An 18,690-nucleotide genomic window follows, 5' to 3' on the forward strand; every position below is an offset into this window, starting at 1 on the left:
GGGCGTGAACCCCGAGGAGGACGGCCCCAAGCGGGCGCTGCACGGCACGCTGGTGAAGGTGCTGGTGCACCGCCGCGAGGAACGCGGGATGTCGCTGGAGCCGCACGCCAGCCGGTGCGTGCGCCGCGGCGAGGTGCACGAGCTGCTCACCACCGATCACCGGGACACCGCGCCCGGCGCGCGGATCGACCGGGTGGCTTTCCTCGGCTTCGCCGAGATCGGCTGCGCCGGGGTGATCGACCGGGGGGACGAGTTCCGGATCGGCGAGCGGCTGGTCGGCACCGTGCTCGGCTTCGACGCCTGCCACTTCCCGAACCACTACAACATCATCGTCCACGCCCCGGTGCCGGTCACCGGCGCGGACCTGGACCTGCTCCCGGAGATGCCGGTGGGCTTCCACCCGGCCCGGGTACCGGTCCGCTGACCGTCTGCTGCGGACCTCCCCGACCACCCGTGGGGGAGCCAGGTGAGGGGCCCCCTTGTCCAACATGGGAACGCTTTCAGAATGGCCTGCGTGGCGGTGCGGGTAGCGGAACCTCAGCGATCCCCTCGCTGCGGGATCGCCTCCTGATGTACCAACGACGGGAGGACAGCCGTGACACCGTGCACGTGTTCGGTACGTCAGGAGAGGCTCCCGGAGCGAGAAGGCCGCTGATATTCCGCCCCCGCACCGCCACGCAGGTCATTGGCGAAAGCGGTCCTCGCTCGGACGCGGGCCCCTCACCTGGTCGGCTCCTCGGTTCCGCGGTTCGCCCGGGAACAGCGCGGTGGCCGGGGACCTCGTCGAGGTCCCCGGCCACCGGATCCGAACGGCTGGTGTCAGCCGAGCAGCTCGACCTCGAGACGGCCGAAGTGGAAGTTCCGCACGGCCTCGAGCAGCTCCTCGATGGAGAGCTCGCCGTTGCCGTTGGTGTCCACCTGGCGGAAGGCGTCGGCGGCCTGGGTCGAGTCGACACCCACGGCGCCCAGCCACGCCACGAACTCGTCGGCGTTGATCTGGCCGTCGGCGTTCTTGTCGCACAGGCCGACGATGGACCGCATCACCGGGCCGAGCACGGTGTTGAAGGCCTCTTCGCCGTCCTGGAACATCAGCTTCTGGGTCACCCGGACGAAGTCCTCTTCGGACAGCATCCCGTCAGCACCCGCACCCGCCTCGACGGCGAGGTGCCGGAACATCCCGGCGAACGCGGCGTGCAGCGCCTGCGCCTCGGCGCTGTCGGCGCTCTTGCCGAAGGCACGCGCGATCTGCGCGGCCTCCTTCTCGAAGTCCGCCTGCTCCAGGGTGCCGTTGCTGTTCTGGTCCCAGCGGGCGAAGCGCTTGCGCAGCCGCTCGTTCGCGATGTCGGTAGCCGCGGTCATGATGATCTCCTTCGCAGTTGTGCACACTTCCTTGCCGGTCGGGCGGGCCACGTCAGGCACCGCCGCGACCTTCGCGCGGGACGTGAGGGGCGTCCAGCGCGGTCCCCGCCGGTAGTCGGCCGACCTCCGGCGGAACTCTTCCGGTGGCTCAGCTCGGAGCCACCCCCTCGGCACCCGAGGTCATGCCCCGGGTGTCGACCAGCGCGCGGCACGACGCGGTGAGCGCCGCCGCGTCGTAGCAGTGGTGGTCCTGCATGAGGACCACCACGTCCGCCGCCGCGAGGGCGGCGGTCAGGTCCTCGGTGCGGGGCAGCGGCGCCCCGTCCACCGCGAACTCCGGCACGTGCGGGTCGTGGTAGCCGACCACCGCACCGGCCGCGAGCAGGTCGCGCGTGACCGGGTACGCCGGCGACTCCCGGGTGTCGTCGCAGTCCCGCTTGTAGGACACGCCGAGCAGGAGCACCCGCGCACCGACCACCGGTGCGCCGCGTTCGGCGAGCGCACCGCGGACCCGCTCCGCGACGTGCGCGGGCATCCCCTCGTTCACCGACCGGGCGGCGGCGAGCGTGCGGAACGCGAATCCCTCGGTGGTCGCCTTGCTCTCCAGGTACACCGGGTCGATCGGGATGCAGTGCCCGCCCACCCCGGGCCCCGGCTGGAACGAGGTGAACCCGAACGGCTTGGTGGCGGCGCACCGCAGCACGTCCCAGACGTCGATGCCGACCTGGTGGCAGAACAACGACATCTCGTTCACCAGGGCGATGTTGACGTACCGGTAGGTGTTCTCCAGCAGCTTGGCCATCTCCGCTTCCCGGGTGCCCCGGGAGACCACCACGGAGTCGACCAGCCGGTCGTAGAACGCCGTGGCGTACTTCGCGCAGAGCGGCGTGCACCCGCTGACGATCTTCGGGGTGTTGCGCATCCCGAAGGATTCGTTGCCCGGGTCGATCCGCTCCGGCGAGTACGCGAGGTGGAAGTCCGCCCCGACCCGCAGTCCGCTGCCCCGCTCCAGGATCGGCCGCACGAGTTCCTCGGTCGTACCGGGGAAGCTCGTCGACTCCAGCACCACCAGCGTGCCCGGCCGCAGCCGGGCGGCCACCTCGGTGGCCGCCGCGCGCACCGCGGAGAGGTCGGGTTCGCCGACCCCGGACAACCCGGTGGGCAGGCACAGCACGATCGTGTCCGCGGTGCCGAGCACGGCCGGATCGGTGGTCGCGGTGAACCCGGTGGCCACCATGTCCGCCACGACCGCGTCCGGCACGTCCCGGACGTGCGAGCGGCCCGCGACGAGCCCGGCCACCACCTCGCCGGAAACGTCCAGCCCGGCGGTGCTGAGCCCCGCTTCGCAGGCCCGGGCGGCCAACGGCAATCCGACGTAGCCGAGGCCGACCACGACCAGGTCGACGGACATGCGCACCTCCTCCTGCATTCGGGACAGCGGACGGGTCACCCCGCCACCGAGGTGACCGGGACGTCAGGCCGAGAAGCTGCCGCTGCCGGGCATGACGTGCGCGCCGTATCCGGGCTCCACGGTCAGCGACGGGGTCAGGCAGAACGGGTCGCCGTAGATGCGCACCGGCTGGTCGGTCTGGTTGACCAGCACGTGGGCGGCCAACGGCAGCTTCTGGCACCCGTTGGGGTTGGCCCAGGTCGTGGCCTGCTGGACCTCGGTCTCGAACACCACGACCTCACCGGTGGCCGCGGAAGCCGCACCGGCGGACACGAGCATCGCGAACGCTCCCGCGGCGAGGGCGGTGGCGGTGGGGAGAAGACGCATTTCCGGCACATCCTTGTCATCGTTGTCGTCATGCGAATCCGTGCGGAGCACGGAAGTTCTGCCGTTCCGGCGTGAGGTCACCGGCCGACGCGGGTCGCGGCGGACAGCGCGCCCACGCTGACCATCATCACCAGCACGCCGAGCACGGCGATGAAACCCGCTGCCCGAGCCGGGGATTCGCGCACGAGACCGACCTCGGTCAGCTCCGCGGCGCGGACCGGCGCTTCCGGGGGCGGTGGTGGCGGTGCCGGCGGTCTGCTCGGCGGCGCCGCGACGGCGGTTCCGGGTTCGCCCTCGGGGGCGACCACCAGTTCGGCGGTGGCCACCACGCCGTGCGCGGACCGGCCGGAGACCACCAGGTCGATCGATTCGCCCGGTCCGACGCGGCACCGGTGGACCGAGGTCCGGCCGGGGGCCAGCTCACCGATCCGGTGCGCGCAGGACGCGGGCGATCCGGTGACCGCCACGTCGTGCACCGGCACCGCCGAGGTGTTGGACACCCGCACCACGGCCGTCACCGGACGGGTGGGGTGGGGCGTCCCGTCGACGTGGATCTGCAGGGAGGGCGCGGGTTCCGGTGCCGGAGCGCGCACCGCGCCGGACGTCCGCGCGGTCACCACCTCACCGGCCGGGCTGGTGCCGCTGACCTCCACGGGCAGCTCGCCCGACGCGGGCGCGGGCAGTTCGCAGCGCACCTCGGCGCGGTCGCCCGGTTGCAGCAGTGCCAGCTCGCGGCGACATCCGGCGAAGGTCGCGGTGACGTCGCGCAGCGCGACATCACCGGTGTTGCCCACCACGGCGCTCTGCCGCACCCGCTGCCCCGGACGGGCCACCGCGGGGGCCACGGTGCTGTCCACCGCGATGGCGGGATTCTCCCGCGACCACACCACGATCAGCGCCCACTCGGCCCAGCACTCCTGGTCGGCGCTCGCCGCGAACCCGGTGAGCGACAGCGTTTCGCCGTCCGCACCGAGCATGGCGGGCAACAGCTCGGTGACGTCCGCCCGCGCGGTCGCCCCGTGCTCGCCGGGTTCCACCCGGTCGGCCGTGATCGCAACCGCGCCCGCCCAGAGGTCCGGGATCACCACGGCGCCACCGTCGAACCAGCACCACGCCGGTCCGGCGCTGCTCCACCGGAGCTCCGCCGACACGATCCGCGCACCGGCCGGCAGGTCGAGCACCGAAGACGAGCGGTCGCCCGCGGACTCGGCCCCGACCGTCACCGTGCCCGTCGTCCCCGCACCCGAGGACGGTGCCGCCCCGGTGCGCGCGGCGAGCGGGACGAAGGCGGACGTGAGCAGCGGCGCCAGCACGGCCAGCAGCCCGGCCACCCATCGCGACGTGTTCCGGATGCGCACGACGGTCCACCTCCTCCCTGGATTTTCTTGCGGAATATTCCCGAAAGCCGCTTCATCGCGGCGACGGCGGAAGGAACCGTAGCAGCACCCGAACAGCGCCCCCGGCGGGTTCGAGCACACTCCACAGTGTCCATTGGGAGCCCGTGACCTGCGCTTTGCACCCGCACGGCGACCGGCTTCAGCGTCGGAGGACCGGCGCGGCGCCGCCGGACCGCGCGTCAAGATCACCACATCCGGTGAACTCGGCGGTGAGGAACGAAAACCGCCTGCCGAAGCGAAATCCACCTCGCTACAGTCGGCCGGGGATCCGTGCGGGCATGCTCGTCGCCCCGGCCCCCCCTTCGCGCAACCCTCTCGCAATCCAGGAACGGGAAATCCCTTGAGCATCCTCAGCATCGTCTCGGTCGGACTGCTGGCGCTGGTGGTCGCCGGCATCACGCTGCTGATCGCCCGCCGCAAAGCGGTCGCCGACGGCGGATCGGACTCCGACTCGCAGTCGTTCGTCGGCGGCGTCCTCAACGCGCTGTTCACCGTGGTGCTGGCGTTCTACATCGTGTTCGCGTGGCAGAACGGCGACGACATCGAGAGCGCCGCCAAGCAGGAGGCCAACGCGCTCACCGACATCTACTGGCAGGCCTCCGTCGCGCCGGCCCCGCAGGCAGCGGCGATCCAGTCGCTGACCGAGCAGTACGCGGAGCGGGTCGTCGACCACGAGTGGGCCGCGCTGGACGAGAGCCGGACCGATCCCGAGGTCGACCGGCTGCTCAACGCGCTGCGCGGCGAGGTCCTGGCCCTGCCCGCCGACGACGAGGCGGTGAAGTCGGCCCGGGAGCAGTCGCTGCAGAGCATCCGCCAGATCGACGAGGGCCACCGGGAACGGGTCGACATCGCCACCGACAGCAAGACGTTCAACACCGTGCTGCTGGCCGGCAGCGCCCTCGGCGCGGCGCTGATGATCGCCTTCCCGCTCCTGGTGGGGCTGAGCATGCGGCCGGCCAACATCGCGAGCATGGTGCTGCTGTCGTCGACCCTGGGACTCGTCCTCTACCTGTCGACGGCGCTGATGCACCCGTTGAGCGGGCCGTTCGGCATCGACCCCGACCCGTTCCGGACGACGCTGGAGGGCTTCAGCCGGACGACGACGTCGGGGGCGTGACCGGCTCCGCGCCCGCGCCGGCGGTGTCGAGGTCCAGGGCGAGCTGCTGAGCTCCCGCCCGGGCTCCGGCACCGCCGTTGCCGCGCAGGCAGAGCTTGCAGGTCACCGGGTCGGCGGTGGGGTGCAGGTCGTCGACGACCCAGCCGAACACGCCCACGTGGCAGGCGGGCGCGGGCAGCTCCCACCCGCCCATCCACGGCGCCCACATCACGGCGTGCACCGTCCCGCGCGTGCGGATCATCAGGTTGCGACCCCGGAAGCGGGTCGCCGCGGCCGAGGCGACGGAGGCCAGGACGCCCGCCAGCGAATCGTCCGGTGCGGAGGCAGACATGCCACCAGCCTGCCATCCGGACCCGACACCCGTTCCCGAGCTCGCCGGGAGCCGCCTCCTCGGAACACCCGTCCGAGCCCCCGCCGTCCGAGCCCCCGCCGTCCAAACCCCCGCCGTCCGAGTCCCCCGCCGGACGCCTAGTGGTCCGGGCCTCAGGCGAGGTCCCGCGGGGGCCTCGCGCGGGGGAACGGGTGTTTACCCTCATCGCACCGGTCGCGACGGGTCCCGCCACGGCCGGGCGCTGCGCGCCCCGAACGGCAGCCGCCCCCACCACCTCCGGTCGGCTCGGCGTCCCACCTGCTGGTGGGCGTTGACCGCCTCGATGCGGACAGGCACCATTCCGCAGAATTGCGCACGGATGTGCGCAGAGCGCACAGGAGGTTTCCATGACCCACGCGGCCGGGCCCGCGACGACCAGACCGGGGCGGGCGGCAGCCGGGAGCCTCGTCGGCGCCGTGGTGGAGTGGTACGACTTCCTGCTCTACGGCATCGTCGCGGCGATCGTGTTCGACGAGGCCTTCTTCCCGGAGTTCAGCCCGGTCGCGGGCACGCTGGCCGCCTTCGCCACCTTCGGCATCGGATTCGTCTGCCGCCCGCTGGGCGGGTTGTTCTTCGGCCACTTCGGCGACCGGATCGGCCGCAAGCGGATGCTGGTGTGGACGGTCGCGATCATGGGCGGCGCCACCGCGCTGATCGGCCTGCTGCCGACCTACGGGAGCATCGGCTGGCTCGCACCGCTGCTGCTGGTGCTGCTGCGCGCCGTGCAGGGCTTCGCGGTCGGCGGCGAGTGGGGCGGCGCGGCGCTGATGGCCGTGGAGAGCGCGCCCCCGAAGCTCAAGGCCTTCTACAGCAGCGGCGTGCAGGTCGGCTACTCCGTGGGGCTGATCCTGGCCACCGGCGTGGTGGCGCTGCTCGAACCCGTCCTCGGCGACGAGGCGTTCCGGACCTGGGGGTGGCGGCTGCCGTTCCTGCTCAGCATCGTGTTCGTGGCGGTGGCGCTGTGGATCCGCTCGGGTGTTCCGGAAACGCGGGTGTTCACCGACGAGGTCGAGGAGCAGCCGTCGCGGAAGCGGCGGCTGCCGGTGGTCCGGGCCCTGCGCGAGCACCCCGGCGCGTTCTTCCGGATCATCGGGATGCGGCTGGCCGAGCTGCTGAGCATGTACATCGTCACGACCTTCGCCCTGTCCTACGCCACCACCGAGCACGGCTTCGACGAGGGCTTCATGCTCACCATCGGGTTGCTGGTCGGCGCGCTGGGCATCGTGACCATCCCGCTGTTCGCCTGGCTCTCGGACCGCTACGGCCGCAAGCGGGTGTTCCTGGGCGGCGCGGTGATCGGCGCCCTGGCCGCGGTGCCGTACTTCCTGGCGCTGGAAGCGGGCTCGGAGGTCCTGGTCGTCGTCGCTTCGGTGGTGCTGGTCAACATCGCGCACGACATGGTCGTCAGCGTCCAGCAACCGCTGTTCACCGAGATGTTCGGCGCGGAGTACCGGTACAGCGGCGCCGGGCTCGGCTACCAGGTCGCCGCCGCCCTCGGCGGCGGGTTCACCCCGTTCATCGCCACCGCCCTGGTCGTGCTGGGCGGCGGGCGGTGGTACTGGGTGGCCGCCTACCTCGCCGTCGGCTGCGCCGTCTCGGCGGCGGTGGCGCTGACCCTGCGGGCCCCCGCGCGCACCCCGCACCCCGCCGCCGAGCGCGTCTGACCCGAGCGGTCGCCCCGCCCCGCGATCGTCCACAAGGGAGCGAGGCGCGTCGCGTGTCCACAGCGGACCCCGGCTGTATCGATTCCGAAACCCGGTGGCACCACGCGATCTCCCGCACCTCCGGACACGCCCGCGGCTCACTGGTACGGCTGACGTTGGTGCGCAAAGCGGGTGACCGTCGCGCCCGGGCCGTTGACCCGGCCCCGGCGCGCGGCCAATGATCCTTGTTCCCCGTAGTCGTCCGGCTACGACGTGGGCGTCGAGGAGGTTGTGATGGACGACCAGTCACGCGGAGCGACCCCGGTCGCGCGCCAGCACCGCGGCCGGAACCGCTGAGGGCCGCGCGATGTGGTGCGAAGGGTTCGTCGTCCTGCCCGACACCGACGCGGCGTCGCTGGCCCGCGCGGTGGTCCCGCTGGACTCCCCCGACGTGATCGCCCACCCCTCCGGCCGACCGTGGCTGGTCGGCCGGTGGCCGGCCGGGCGGTTCGCGCTGGCCGACGCGGGCCCGGTGCGCGTGGCGGTGATCGGGTTCTGCCCGATGACCACCACGCGGCTCGCGGAGCTGGCCGCGCGGATCCGGACCACCTCCGATGTGGACGCGTTCGCCGCCGCGCTGCCCGGCTCGTGCCACGTGATCGCCTCGGTGCACGGCCAGGTCCGCGCCCAGGGCAGCGCGACCGGGCTGCGGCGGGTCTTCCACGCCCGGGTCGGCGCGGTGCGGTTGGCGGCCGACCGGGCCGACGTGCTGGCCGCGATGACCGGCGCCGGGGTCGACGAGGAGCTGCTGGCGGCCCGGGTGGCGTGCGGCGGTCTGCTGATCCCCCCGCTGGGCGAGCGCTCCCCCTGGGCCGGGATCGAGGCGCTGGCCCCCGACCACTGCCTGGTGTGGCACCGGCAGGACGCGCAGGAGCGGCGCTGGTGGCACGCCCCGGCGCCGACGCGCCCACCGGCCGAGGGGGCCCGCGCGGTGCGCGCGGCGCTGACCGCGGGCCTGGAGCACCGGGCGCCCGCCCAGGGGCGGTTGAGCGCCGAGCTGTCCGGCGACCTCGCCGCCACGTCGCTGTGCTTCCTGGCCGACCGGCACACCCCGGACCTGCTCACCCTGCGCTGGCGGCCGACCGCCGACGACCGGGGCGACACCGCGTTCGCCGTGCACGCCGTGCGCAGCCTGGAGGACGCCGAGCACCTCAGCGCCGCCCGCCGGGACCTGCCCGCCGCGTTCACCGATCCGCACGTCCCGGCCGGGACCGAGGAGCCGTACCCGTTCGCCCGCACGACCGCCCAGGCGCACTACACCGCGCAGCTCCTGGCCCGGCACGGATCGCGGCGGCACCTCAGCGGCGGCGGGGCCGCGGAGCTGCTGCAGGTGCACCCCGGCTACCTGCACCGGTTGCTGCGGCGCCACCCGCTCACCGCGCTGCGCCACGTCCGCTGCTACCGGGCCACCGGCGGCTGGTCGCTGTGGGACGCGCTGGGGCGGCTGGCCCGGCCGGAATCCGCGGCGGCGTGGTGGCACGCGCAGGCCGAGCAGCTCACCGGCCCGGAGCCGCCCGGCTCCGGCTGGGGACCGCGACCGCTGCGCGCTCCCGGCTGGGTGACCGGGGCGTGCACCGACCAGGCCCGGGACGCCCTGCGCCGGACCGCCGAGCACGCCGCGCCGCTGGCCGCCGACCCGGGCCAGCACCAGAGCCTGCTCGCGCTGCGGAGCGCGGCGAGCAGGCACCGGATGCTGCGCCAGCTCTACGCCGGTTCCGGCCTCGACCTGGACCTGCCGTTCTACGACGACCGCATCGCCGAGGCCGTGCTCGCGGTGCGACCGCAGGAGCGCGGTCCGGGCCAGGACGAGCGGCTGCTGTTCGAGGCGATGCGCGGGATCGTGCCCGCCGCCGTGCTGGAGCGGGTCTCCTCGGCGGGCCCGGAGGACGACGTCCGCGCCGGGATCCACCGGAACCGGTCCGCGCTGGTGGAGCTGTTCGCCGACTCCGAGCTGGCCGCCCGGGGGCTGATCGACGTGGATCGGCTCGGCGAGCGGCTCACCGCCCGCCCGGACACCGCGACCGCCACCGCCCTGGAGGACCTGCTCGGCGTCGAGACGTGGCTGCGCGGCACCACGGCCTCCCGTCCCGTTCCCCGGCGACCGGACCTGCGGGCGGGCACCGGCTGATCCGCCCGCGGCGTGGTCGCTCCCCCACCTCCCCGGAGGAGGTGTCGATCGACCGGGTTTAGCGCGGCGACGCGCGGCATACCCCACGAGGAGAGCGACCACGCCGTGAGGAGGAGCTGACGATGGCCGAAAAGGTGTCCGACTACCTGCTGCGCCGACTCCGGGAGTGGGACGTCGACAGGGTCTTCTCCTACGCGGGTGACGGGATCAACGGGCTGCTGTCCGCGTGGCAGCGGGCCGAGGACGAGCCCCGGTTCATCCAGGCGCGGCACGAGGAGCTCGCGGCGTTCGAAGCCGTCGGGTACGCGAAGTTCTCCGGGCGCGTGGGGGTCTGCGCGGCGACCGGCGGCCCGGGTGCGGTGCACCTGCTCAACGGCCTCTACGACGCCAAGCTCGACCACGTCCCGGTGGTGGCGATCGTGGGGCAGCAGGGCAGCACCTCGCTGGGCGGGGCCTACCAGCAGGAGGTGGACCTGCACTCGCTGTACAAGGACGTCGCGGGCGACTACGTGCAGACCGTGACGACGCCGGAGCAGCTGCCGAACGTGCTCGACCGCGCGATGCGGACCGCGATCGCCCGGCGCACGGTCACCGCGCTGATCATCCCCGGCGACGTGCAGGAGATGGAGTACACCGCGCCCTCGCACGCCTTCAAGATGGTGCCCTCCAGCCTCGGGATGTCCGCGTCCACGGTGGTGCCCGAGGCCGACGAGCTGCGGCACGCCGCCGAGGTGCTCAACGCCGGGAGCAAGGTCGCGATCATGATCGGCCAGGGGGCGCGCGGTGCCGTGCCCGAGGTCACCGAGATCGCCGAGGTGCTCGGCGCGGGCGTCGCGAAGGCGCTGCTGGGCAAGGACGTGCTCAGCGACGACCTGCCCTACGTCACCGGGGTGTCCGGCCTGATGGGCACCCGGCCGTCGTGGGAGATGATGCGGGACTGCGACACGCTGCTCATGATCGGCGCGAACTTCCCGTACAGCCAGTTCCTGCCCGAGTTCGGCAAGGCACGGGCCGTGCAGATCGACATCGACCCGACCTTGATCGGCATGCGCTACCCGTTCGAGGTGAACCTCGTCGGGGACGCGCGGGCGACGTTGCGCGAGCTGCTGCCGATGCTGCGGCGCAAGGACGACCGGTCCTGGCGGGCCTCCATCGAGGCGGGCGTCCGCCAGTGGTGGGACACCATGGAGCAGCGGGCGCAGGTGGAAGCCGACCCGGTGAACCCGGAACGGGTGTTCCACGAGCTGTCCCCGCTGCTGCCCGACGACGCGATCATGACCACCGACGCGGGCTCGGTCGCCAACTGGTACGGCAGGCACCTGCGGATCCGGGGCACGATGCGCTGCTCGCTGTCGGGCACGCTGGCCACCATGGGGCCGGGGATGCCCTACGCGACCGGGGCGAAGTGGGCGCATCCGGACCGACCGGTGTTCGCGCTGGTCGGTGACGGTGCGATGCAGATGAACGGGATCAGCGAGCTGATCACCATCGCGCACTACTGGCGGGAGTGGGCGGACCCCAGGCTGGTGATCGGGGTGCTCAACAACGGCGATCTCAACCAGGTCACCTGGGAGCTGCGCGCCATGGCGGGCTCGCCGCAGTTCATCCCGTCGCAGCGGTTGCCCGACTTCGACTACGCCGGGTACGCCGAACTGCTCGGGCTGCGCGGGATGAAGGTGGACGCCCCCGGCGACATCACCTCGACGTGGCAGCGCGCGATCGAGTCGGACCGGCCCTGCCTGGTGGAGTTCGTGACCGATCCCGCGGTGCCGCCGATCCCGCCGGAGGCCAACTGGGAGCAGATCCAGAACGTCAGCCAGGCGTTGCTGCGCGGTGACCCGGAGGCGTGGTCGGTGGTCAAGGAAGGCGTCAAGTCCAAGGCGCAGGAGTACCTGCCGAAGCGATCCGACCGGCGATGAGCGCGGCGCGCCACCCGGTGCGCGACGTCGGGGCCCGGGCCTACCGGATCCCGACGGACGCGCCGGAGGCCGACGGCACGCTCGCGTGGTCGGCCACGACCGCGGTCGTGGTGACCGTCCACGCCGCCGACGTGGTCGGCGTGGGCTGGACCTACGGGCACCAGGCCTGCGTCGAGCTGGTGCGCGGCGAGCTGCGCGAGGCGGTGCTGGACCGCGAGGTCACCGACGTGCCCGCGGCCTGGCAGGCGATGCGGGCGGTGGAGCGCAACAACGGCAGGCCCGGCCTGGTGTCGTGCGCGCTGTCGGCGGTGGAGACGGCGCTGTGGGACGCCGCGGCGCGGGTCTGCGGGCTGGCGCTGAGCACGCTGCTGGGCCGGGCGCACGAGACCGTCCCGGTGTACGGCAGCGGCGGTTTCACCAGCTACGACGACGAGCGGCTGCGCGCCCAGCTCGCCTGGTGGGCCGACCGGCTCGGCACCCCCGCGGTGAAGCTCAAGATCGGCGAGGCGCGCGGCACCCGGGTCGATCGCGACCTGCGGCGGGTGCGGGTGGCCCGCGAGGCGGCCGGCCCCGCGGCGGTGTTCACCGATGCCAACGGCGCCTACTCGGCGGGCCAGGCGGTGCGGGTCGGTCGGGAGCTCGACGCGCTGGGGGTGACCTGGTACGAGGAGCCGGTGTCCAGCGACGACCGCGCCGGGCTGCGGCGGGTCCGCGACGCCACCGCCGCCGACGTCGCGGCCGGGGAGTACGGCTACGACCTGCCGTACTTCGCGACGATGCTGGCCGACGACGCGGTGGACTGCCTGCAGGTGGACGTGACCCGGTGCGGCGGGTTCGGCGAGTGGCTGCGGACGGCCGCGCTGGCCGCGGCCCGCAACCTCGACGTGTCCGGGCACTGCGCGCAGAACCTGGCCGCGCACGTCGCGGCGGCCACGCCCAACGTCCGGCACCTGGAGTGGTTCCACGACCACGAGCGGATCGAGTCGGCGCTGTTCGACGGGGCGCTCGAACCGGAGGACGGCGTGGTGCGGCCGGACGTCTCGGCACCCGGTCACGGCATGACCCTCAAGGAACCGGACGACGAACGCTACCGGGTGCGGTGAACGGAGGAGAGATGGCGACCCAGCACACCCGAGGACGGGGCGCGGCGGACCTCCGCGACGGGCAGACCTGGTCGGTCACCGCGCACCGGGTGGACACCGCGGCGCTGGAACGGGACCTGCGGCGGGAGGTGGACGGCGAGGTCCGGTTCGACGCCGGGTCCCAGGGCGCCTACGCGACCGATTCGTCGAACTACCGGCAGGTGCCGATCGGGGTCGTGCTGCCCCGCACCGTCGAGGACGGGGTCCGGGCGGTGCGGGTGTGCCGGGAGCACGGCGCCCCGGTGCTCTCCCGGGGCGGGGGCACCAGCCTGGCCGGGCAGGGCACCAACGCGGCCGTGGTGCTGGACTGGTCGAAGTACTGCCACGCGCTGATCTCGTGCGATCCGGAACGCCGGACCTGCGTGGTGGAACCGGGCATCGTCCTCGACCGGCTCAACGCGGAGCTGTCCCGGCACTCGCTGCGGTTCGGGCCGGCGCCGTCCACGCACAGCCACTGCACGCTCGGCGGGATGATCGGCAACAACTCCTGCGGAGCGAGCGCCCAGGCCTTCGGCAAGACCGTGGACAACGTGCGGCGGCTGGAGATCCTCACCTACGACGGGCTGCGCTGCTGGGTCGGGCCGCTGAGCGAGCAGGAGCTCACCTCGGTGATCGAGCGGGGCGGCGAGCGCGGCGAACTGCACCGGCGGTTGCGCGAGGTGCGCGACCGCTACCGCGAGCGGATCCGCGCGGGTTACCCGGACATCCCGCGCCGCGTCTCGGGCTACAACCTCGACTCGCTGGCGCTCGAGGACGGCATGGACGTGGCGGCGCTGCTGGTGGGCAGCGAGGGAACGCTCGCGACGGTGCTGCACGCCGAGCTGGACCTGGTGCCGACCATGCCGCACAAGGCGCTGGTGGTGATCGGCTACCCCGACGTCGCCGCGGCGGCCGACGCGGCGACGGAACTCCGGGCGCACTGCGATCCGCTGATGCTGGAGGCGGTCGGCGGCGAACTCGCGCACTTCATCCGGGAAGAGGGCATGTTCCCGGGCTCGCTGCGGCTGCTCCCGCGGGGATCGAGCTGGCTCTACGCCCAGTTCGGCGGGCAGACCCGGGAAGAGGCCGACGAGCAGGTCCGGCGGCTGCTGTCCGGCATCGGCAAGTCCGAGCAGGACGACGACGTGGCGATCTCCGACGACCCCGCTCGCGAGAAGCGGATGCTGCACGCGCGGGAGGCCGGCCTCGGGGCCACCGCCAACCCGCCGGACATGCCGGAGAGCTGGAGCGGCTGGGAGGACTCGGCCGTCCCGCCGGAACGGCTCGGCGACTACCTGCGGGACCTGCTCGCGCTGTTCGCCGAGTTCGGCTACGAACGACCGGCGCTCTACGGGCACTTCGGGCACGGTTGCGTGCACGTCCGCATCCCCTTCCGGCTCAAGACCGAGCCGGGGGTGCTGGCGTTCCGCCGGTTCCTGCGCCGCGCGGCCGACCTCGTGGTCTCCTACGGCGGGTCGCTGTCCGGCGAGCACGGCGACGGGCAGGCGCGCGGCGAGCTGCTGGTGCGGATGTTCGGCGGCGACCTGGTGCGGGCCTTCGGCGAGGTCAAGGACCTCTTCGACCCGTCCGACCGGATGAACCCCGGCAAGGTGGTGCGGCCCCGGCGGCTCGACTCGGACCTGCGGCTGGGGCCCGACTACCGGCCCCGCACCGACGCCACGTTCCTCGGCTACCCCGACGACGGCGGCAGCTTCCACCAGGGCGTGCTGCGCTGCGTCGGCATCGGCAACTGCCGCAGCTCCTCCGGCGGCGTGATGTGCCCGTCCTACCGGGCCACCGGCGAGGAGGAGCACTCCACCCGGGGCCGGGCGCGGCTGCTGTTCGAGATGCTCCAGGGGCACGCGGACTCCCCGATCTCCGACGGCTGGCGCTCCACCGCCGTGCACGACGCGCTGGACCTGTGCCTGGCGTGCAAGGGTTGCAAGTCGGATTGCCCGACCGGGGTGGACATGGCCTCCTACAAGGCCGAGTTCCTCGCCCAGCACTACCGGCACCGGCTGCGCCCGGTGGCGCACTACTCGCTGGGCTGGTTGCCCGCGCTGGCGCAGGTCGCCGGACTCGCCCCGCGGGCGGTCAACGCCGCGCTGCACACCCCGGGATTGGGCGAGCTGGCCAAGCGGGCCGCCGGGGTCGCGCCGGAGCGGGACGCACCCCGGTTCGCCCGCTGGGACTTCCAGCACCAGTGGCGGCGGCGCGGCAGCGCCCCACCGCGGCCCGGCGACCCGAACGCCGTGGTGCTGTGGCCGGACACCTTCACCAACCACTTCGACCCGCGGATCGGCCGGGCCGCGGTCGCCGTGCTGGAGCACGCCGGGTTCTCCGTCGCGGTGCCGGAGCAGCCGGTCTGCTGCGGGTTGACCTGGGTGTCCACCGGGCAGCTCGGCGTCGCGGCGCGCGTGCTGCGGCGCACGATGCGGGTGCTGCGCCCGTGGATCGAGGCGGGCACCCCGGTGGTCGGCCTGGAACCGTCCTGCACGGCGGTGTTCCGCTCCGACTCCCGCGAACTGCTGCCGCACGACGAGGACGCCGCGCGGCTGCGGGAGCAGTTCCACACGCTGGCCGAGCTGCTCACCGAGCGCTCCCCCGGCGGCTGGCGACCGCCCGAGCTGGGTGCCGACGCGGTGGTGCAGACCCACTGCCACCAGCACGCGGTGCTCGGCTTCGACGCGGACCGGCAGGCGATGCGGCGGGCCGGGATCGACGCGGACGTGCTCGACTCCGGGTGCTGCGGCCTGGCCGGCGACTTCGGCTTCCAGCGCGGGCACTACGACGTGTCCATGGCCTGCGCCGAGCACGCCCTGCTGCCCGCGCTGCGCCGCACCGACCCGGGAACCCTGGTGCTGGCCGACGGTTTCAGCTGCCGGACGCAGATCGCGCACGGCAGCGACCGCCGCGCCCGGCACCTCGCCGAAGTGCTGGCCGCGGAGGTGCACCGATGAGCGGACGTGTCGTGGTCGTCACCGGCGCCAGCGGTGGTGTCGGTCGCGCCATCGCCCGCCGCTGCGGGCAGCGCGGGGACCGGGTCGCGCTGCTGGCGCGCGGGATCTCGGGACTGCGCGGCGCGGCGGAGGAGGTCCGCCGCTACGGCGGCGAGGCGCTGCCGATCGTGGTCGACGTCGCCGACCCGGACCAGGTCGACGCCGCCGCCGAGCGGGCCGAACGGGAGCTGGGCCCGATCGAGGTCTGGATCAACAACGCCTTCACCACGGTCTTCGCCCCGGCGACCGAGATCACCCCGGACGAGTACCGGCGGATGATCGAGGTGACGTTCCTGGGTTACGTGCACGGCACCCTCGCGGCGCTGCGGCGGATGCGCCCCCGCGACCGGGGCGCGGTGGTGCAGGTCGGTTCGGCGCTGGCGTACCGGGGCGTGCCGCTGCAGGCCGGCTACTGCGCGGCCAAGCACGCGATCCAGGGCTACACCGAGTCGGTGCGCAGCGAGCTGCTGCACGAGCGCAGCCAGGTGCGCACCACGATGGTGCAGCTCCCGGCGGTGAACACCCCGCAGTTCTCCTGGGTGCTGTCGCGGCTGCCCGGCCACCCGCAACCGCTGCCGCCGATCTACCAGCCCGAGGTGGCGGCCCGCGCGGTGCTGCACGCCGCCGAGCACCCGGGGCGCCGGGAGTACTGGGTCGGCGGGAGCACCGCGGGCACGCTGCTGGCCAACGCGGTGGTCCCCGGGCTGCTGGACCGCTACCTCGCCCGCAACGGCTACGACTCGCAGCAGAACCGCTCGGTGCGGGACCCGCACCGAGCGGCGAACCTCTGGCAGCCCGCCGACGGCCCCGGCAAGCGCGACTACGGCGCCCACGGGGTCTTCACCAGCACCGCGCGGTCGCGCAGCCTCCAGATGTGGTTGTCGCAGCGGCGCGGCCGGCTGCTGGCGGCCGCGACCGCCTCCGCCGTGGCCGCCGGGGTCGCGGTCGGCCTCGGGGGCCGCCGATGACCCGCTTCCCGCCGCAGGTGCTCCGGGAGTACGCCCTGCTGGCCGACGGGCAGCGCGGTGCGCTGTGCGGCCCGCAGGGCGCGATCGTCTGGATGTGCGCGCCGCGCTGGCACGACGACGCGGTGTTCACCGCGCTGCTCGGCGGCGACGGCGGCTACTCGATCACGCCGGTGGAGCGCTACGTCTGGGGCGGCAGCTACGAGGACCGCTCGCTGATCTGGCGGCACCGCTGGGTCACCACGTCCACCGCCGTGGAGTGCCGCGACGCCTTGGCCTACCCGGGCGACCCGCGCCGGGTGGTGCTGCTGCGCCGGATCGAGGCGGTCGAGGGCGAGGTGCGGTTGCGGGTGCGGCTGGATCCGCGCGCCCGGTTCGGCGCGGTGCCGATGAGCGCACCGCACCGCGACGCCGCCGGCCGGTGGCACGCCACCACCGGCGACCTGCGGGTGCGCTGGTCCGGTGCGCCGGAGGCGGTCGTGGCCGAGGACGGTGCGCTGGTCGCCGAGCTGACCGTGCCCGCGGGCGGGCAGCACGACCTCGTGCTGGAACTCGGCGACGGCGCGCCCGGTCCGGCGGTGGACGCCGATTCGGCGTGGCGGGCCACCGCCGCGAGCTGGCGGGACGCCGTGCCGAGCATGGCGGGGACCCTGGCCCCCCGGGACGCCCAGCAGGCGTCGGCGGTGCTGCGGGGTCTGACCGCGCCGGGCGGTGGCATGGTCGCCGCACCCACCATGTCGCTCCCGGAGCGCCCGGAGCAGGGCCGCAACTTCGACTACCGGTACACCTGGGTCCGCGACCAGTGCTACGCCGGGATCGGGGTCGCCGCGCACGGCCCGGGCTCGGTGCTCGCGGACAGCACGTCGTTCCTCACCGGGCTGCTGCTGCGCGAGGGCACCTCGCTCAGCCCCGCCTGCACCGTCGACGGCGCGCCCGTGCCGCCGGAGGAGGCGCTGGACCTGCCCGGGTATCCCGGCGGTCAGGACGTGGTCAAGGGCAACTGGGTGCGCGGGCAGCTCCAGCTCGACACCTTCGGGGAACTGCTGCAACTGCTGGCCGCCGCGGCGCGGCACGACGTGCTCGACGGCGACGGGTGGCGCGCGATCGGCGTCGCCGCCGACGCCGTCGCCGAGCACTGGCGCAGCCCGGAGGCGGGCATCTGGGAGCTCGGCGAGGACTGGTGGACGCACTCCCGCCTGTCCTGCACCGCCGGGTTGCGCGCCGCGGCCGAGGTCAGCCCGACCGCCCACGAGGCGAACGAGATGCTCGCCCTCGCCGACGCGATCCTGGCCGAGACCTCGCGGCGCTGCCTGCACCCGCGCGGGCACTGGCAGCGCACCCCGCACGACACCGGTCCGGACGCCGCGCTGCTGCTGCCCCCGGTGCGGGGCGCGCTGCGCGCCGACGACCCGCGCACCCGGCGGACCGTCGCGGAGGTGCGGTCCCGGTTGTCCGTGGACCGCTACGTCTACCGGTTCCCGCAGGACCCGCACCCGCTCGGTTCGTTCGAAGGCGCCTTCCTGCTCTGCGGTTTCGTCATGGCGCTGGCCCAGTGGCAGCAGGGCGAACCGGCCGACGCGCTGCGCTGGTTCGAGCGCAACCGCGCGGCCTGCGGCCCGCCGGGCCTGTTCGCCGAGGAGTACGACGTCGAGCAGCGCCAGCTCCGGGGCAACCTCCCCCAGGCCTTCGTGCACGCCATGCTGCTCGAATGCGCCGGCCGGATGCGGTGAGCACGGGAACCCGCTGGTCGGGGTGCGAACCGGTTTCGCGTCAGCCCTTTGAGCCGCCTCCGCGAACCGATACGGTACGCAGCAACCCGCTACGACCTCGGGGAG

The 18,690-nt window shown here is 73.8% G+C and carries 14 protein-coding genes; 9 read left to right on the forward strand and 5 right to left on the reverse strand.

The genetic code is table 11. The annotated features are described in order from the left end of the window. The first annotated feature begins 4 nt into the window (after positions 1–4). The gene (locus ABD976_RS11160) at positions 5–424 is read left to right on the forward strand and encodes a DUF6917 domain-containing protein (RefSeq protein ID WP_345361424.1); all 420 of its coding nucleotides are present in this window, start codon (positions 5–7) and stop codon (positions 422–424) included. Positions 425–819: 395 nt separating this feature from the next. Here the strand turns inward: ABD976_RS11160 and ABD976_RS11165 are convergent, their stop codons facing one another. The 4 genes from ABD976_RS11165 to ABD976_RS11180 form a co-directional block, all read right to left on the reverse strand. After that, positions 820–1,359 (reverse strand): EF-hand domain-containing protein, encoded by a 540-nt coding sequence (locus tag ABD976_RS11165; protein WP_345361427.1) that lies wholly within the window; start codon positions 1,357–1,359, stop codon positions 820–822. Between the two features lie 148 nt (positions 1,360–1,507). Further along, entirely contained in the window at positions 1,508–2,770 is a 1,263-nt protein-coding gene (locus ABD976_RS11170; protein WP_345361430.1) for a nucleotide sugar dehydrogenase, read from the reverse strand. Between the two features lie 63 nt (positions 2,771–2,833). Next, on the reverse strand, positions 2,834–3,136 hold the full coding sequence (locus ABD976_RS11175) for a hypothetical protein (RefSeq protein WP_345361433.1): 303 nt from the start codon (positions 3,134–3,136) through the stop codon (positions 2,834–2,836). Between the two features lie 77 nt (positions 3,137–3,213). Continuing rightward, positions 3,214–4,494, reverse strand: coding sequence for a hypothetical protein (locus ABD976_RS11180; RefSeq protein WP_345361436.1), 1,281 nt, complete (start codon positions 4,492–4,494; stop codon positions 3,214–3,216). A 379-nt stretch (positions 4,495–4,873) separates the two neighbouring features. Between ABD976_RS11180 and ABD976_RS11185 the strand changes: the two genes are divergently transcribed. Next, entirely contained in the window at positions 4,874–5,650 is a 777-nt protein-coding gene (locus tag ABD976_RS11185) for a bestrophin-like domain (protein ID WP_345361439.1), read from the forward strand. Here the strand turns inward: ABD976_RS11185 and ABD976_RS11190 are convergent. Next, positions 5,622–5,981 (reverse strand): hypothetical protein, encoded by a 360-nt coding sequence (locus tag ABD976_RS11190; RefSeq protein ID WP_345361442.1) that lies wholly within the window; start codon positions 5,979–5,981, stop codon positions 5,622–5,624. The genes ABD976_RS11185 and ABD976_RS11190 overlap by 29 nt on opposite strands. 386 nt (positions 5,982–6,367) lie before the next feature. Here ABD976_RS11190 and shiA point away from each other — a divergent pair, with 386 nt between their 5' ends. The 7 genes from shiA to ABD976_RS11225 all read left to right on the forward strand — a co-directional run bounded on the left by shiA (position 6,368) and on the right by ABD976_RS11225 (position 18,585). Further along, a complete protein-coding gene (gene shiA, locus ABD976_RS11195; protein WP_345361445.1) occupies positions 6,368–7,684 on the forward strand; it encodes a shikimate transporter in 1,317 nt (438 codons plus the stop codon). Between the two features lie 346 nt (positions 7,685–8,030). Then, positions 8,031–9,851: an asparagine synthase-related protein gene (locus tag ABD976_RS11200; protein WP_345361448.1), complete on the forward strand. Its 1,821-nt coding sequence runs from the start codon at positions 8,031–8,033 to the stop codon at positions 9,849–9,851. 122 nt (positions 9,852–9,973) lie between these two features. Continuing rightward, positions 9,974–11,770 carry a thiamine pyrophosphate-requiring protein gene (locus tag ABD976_RS11205; protein ID WP_345361451.1) on the forward strand — a complete coding sequence of 599 codons (1,797 nt, stop codon included), beginning with the start codon at positions 9,974–9,976 and terminating at the stop codon, positions 11,768–11,770. Beyond that, positions 11,767–12,873 carry an enolase C-terminal domain-like protein gene (locus ABD976_RS11210; protein WP_345361454.1) on the forward strand — a complete coding sequence of 369 codons (1,107 nt, stop codon included), beginning with the start codon at positions 11,767–11,769 and terminating at the stop codon, positions 12,871–12,873. The genes ABD976_RS11205 and ABD976_RS11210 overlap by 4 nt, the downstream gene beginning before the upstream one ends. A gap of 11 nt (positions 12,874–12,884) precedes the next feature. After that, positions 12,885–15,851 carry an FAD-binding and (Fe-S)-binding domain-containing protein gene (locus ABD976_RS11215; RefSeq protein ID WP_345361457.1) on the forward strand — a complete coding sequence of 989 codons (2,967 nt, stop codon included), beginning with the start codon at positions 12,885–12,887 and terminating at the stop codon, positions 15,849–15,851. Next, complete coding sequence (locus ABD976_RS11220; RefSeq protein WP_345361460.1) at positions 15,848–16,858, forward strand: SDR family oxidoreductase; 1,011 nt, start codon at positions 15,848–15,850, stop codon at positions 16,856–16,858. Before ABD976_RS11215 ends, ABD976_RS11220 begins: the two co-directional genes overlap by 4 nt. Next, the gene (locus ABD976_RS11225; RefSeq protein ID WP_345361463.1) at positions 16,855–18,585 is read left to right on the forward strand and encodes a glycoside hydrolase family 15 protein; all 1,731 of its coding nucleotides are present in this window, start codon (positions 16,855–16,857) and stop codon (positions 18,583–18,585) included. The genes ABD976_RS11220 and ABD976_RS11225 overlap by 4 nt, the downstream gene beginning before the upstream one ends. The last annotated feature ends 105 nt before the right edge of the window (positions 18,586–18,690 follow it).

This window comes from Saccharopolyspora cebuensis, assembly GCF_039542665.1.
Lineage (GTDB): Bacteria > Actinomycetota > Actinomycetes > Mycobacteriales > Pseudonocardiaceae > Saccharopolyspora > Saccharopolyspora cebuensis.

What these genes read in the sequence shown, in the direction of transcription:
- ABD976_RS11170 (WP_345361430.1), bottom strand. Translation starts at nt 2,770, where the DNA reads ATGTCCGTCGACCTGGTCGTGGTCGGCCTCGGCTACGTCGGATTGCCG.
- ABD976_RS11200 (WP_345361448.1), top strand. Translation starts at nt 8,031, where the DNA reads ATGTGGTGCGAAGGGTTCGTCGTCCTGCCCGACACCGACGCGGCGTCG.
- ABD976_RS11165 (WP_345361427.1), bottom strand. Translation starts at nt 1,359, where the DNA reads ATGACCGCGGCTACCGACATCGCGAACGAGCGGCTGCGCAAGCGCTTC.
- ABD976_RS11225 (WP_345361463.1), top strand. Translation starts at nt 16,855, where the DNA reads ATGACCCGCTTCCCGCCGCAGGTGCTCCGGGAGTACGCCCTGCTGGCC.
- ABD976_RS11205 (WP_345361451.1), top strand. Translation starts at nt 9,974, where the DNA reads ATGGCCGAAAAGGTGTCCGACTACCTGCTGCGCCGACTCCGGGAGTGG.
- ABD976_RS11210 (WP_345361454.1), top strand. Translation starts at nt 11,767, where the DNA reads ATGAGCGCGGCGCGCCACCCGGTGCGCGACGTCGGGGCCCGGGCCTAC.
- ABD976_RS11175 (WP_345361433.1), bottom strand. Translation starts at nt 3,136, where the DNA reads ATGCGTCTTCTCCCCACCGCCACCGCCCTCGCCGCGGGAGCGTTCGCG.
- ABD976_RS11190 (WP_345361442.1), bottom strand. Translation starts at nt 5,981, where the DNA reads ATGTCTGCCTCCGCACCGGACGATTCGCTGGCGGGCGTCCTGGCCTCC.
- ABD976_RS11215 (WP_345361457.1), top strand. Translation starts at nt 12,885, where the DNA reads ATGGCGACCCAGCACACCCGAGGACGGGGCGCGGCGGACCTCCGCGAC.
- ABD976_RS11220 (WP_345361460.1), top strand. Translation starts at nt 15,848, where the DNA reads ATGAGCGGACGTGTCGTGGTCGTCACCGGCGCCAGCGGTGGTGTCGGT.
- shiA (WP_345361445.1), top strand. Translation starts at nt 6,368, where the DNA reads ATGACCCACGCGGCCGGGCCCGCGACGACCAGACCGGGGCGGGCGGCA.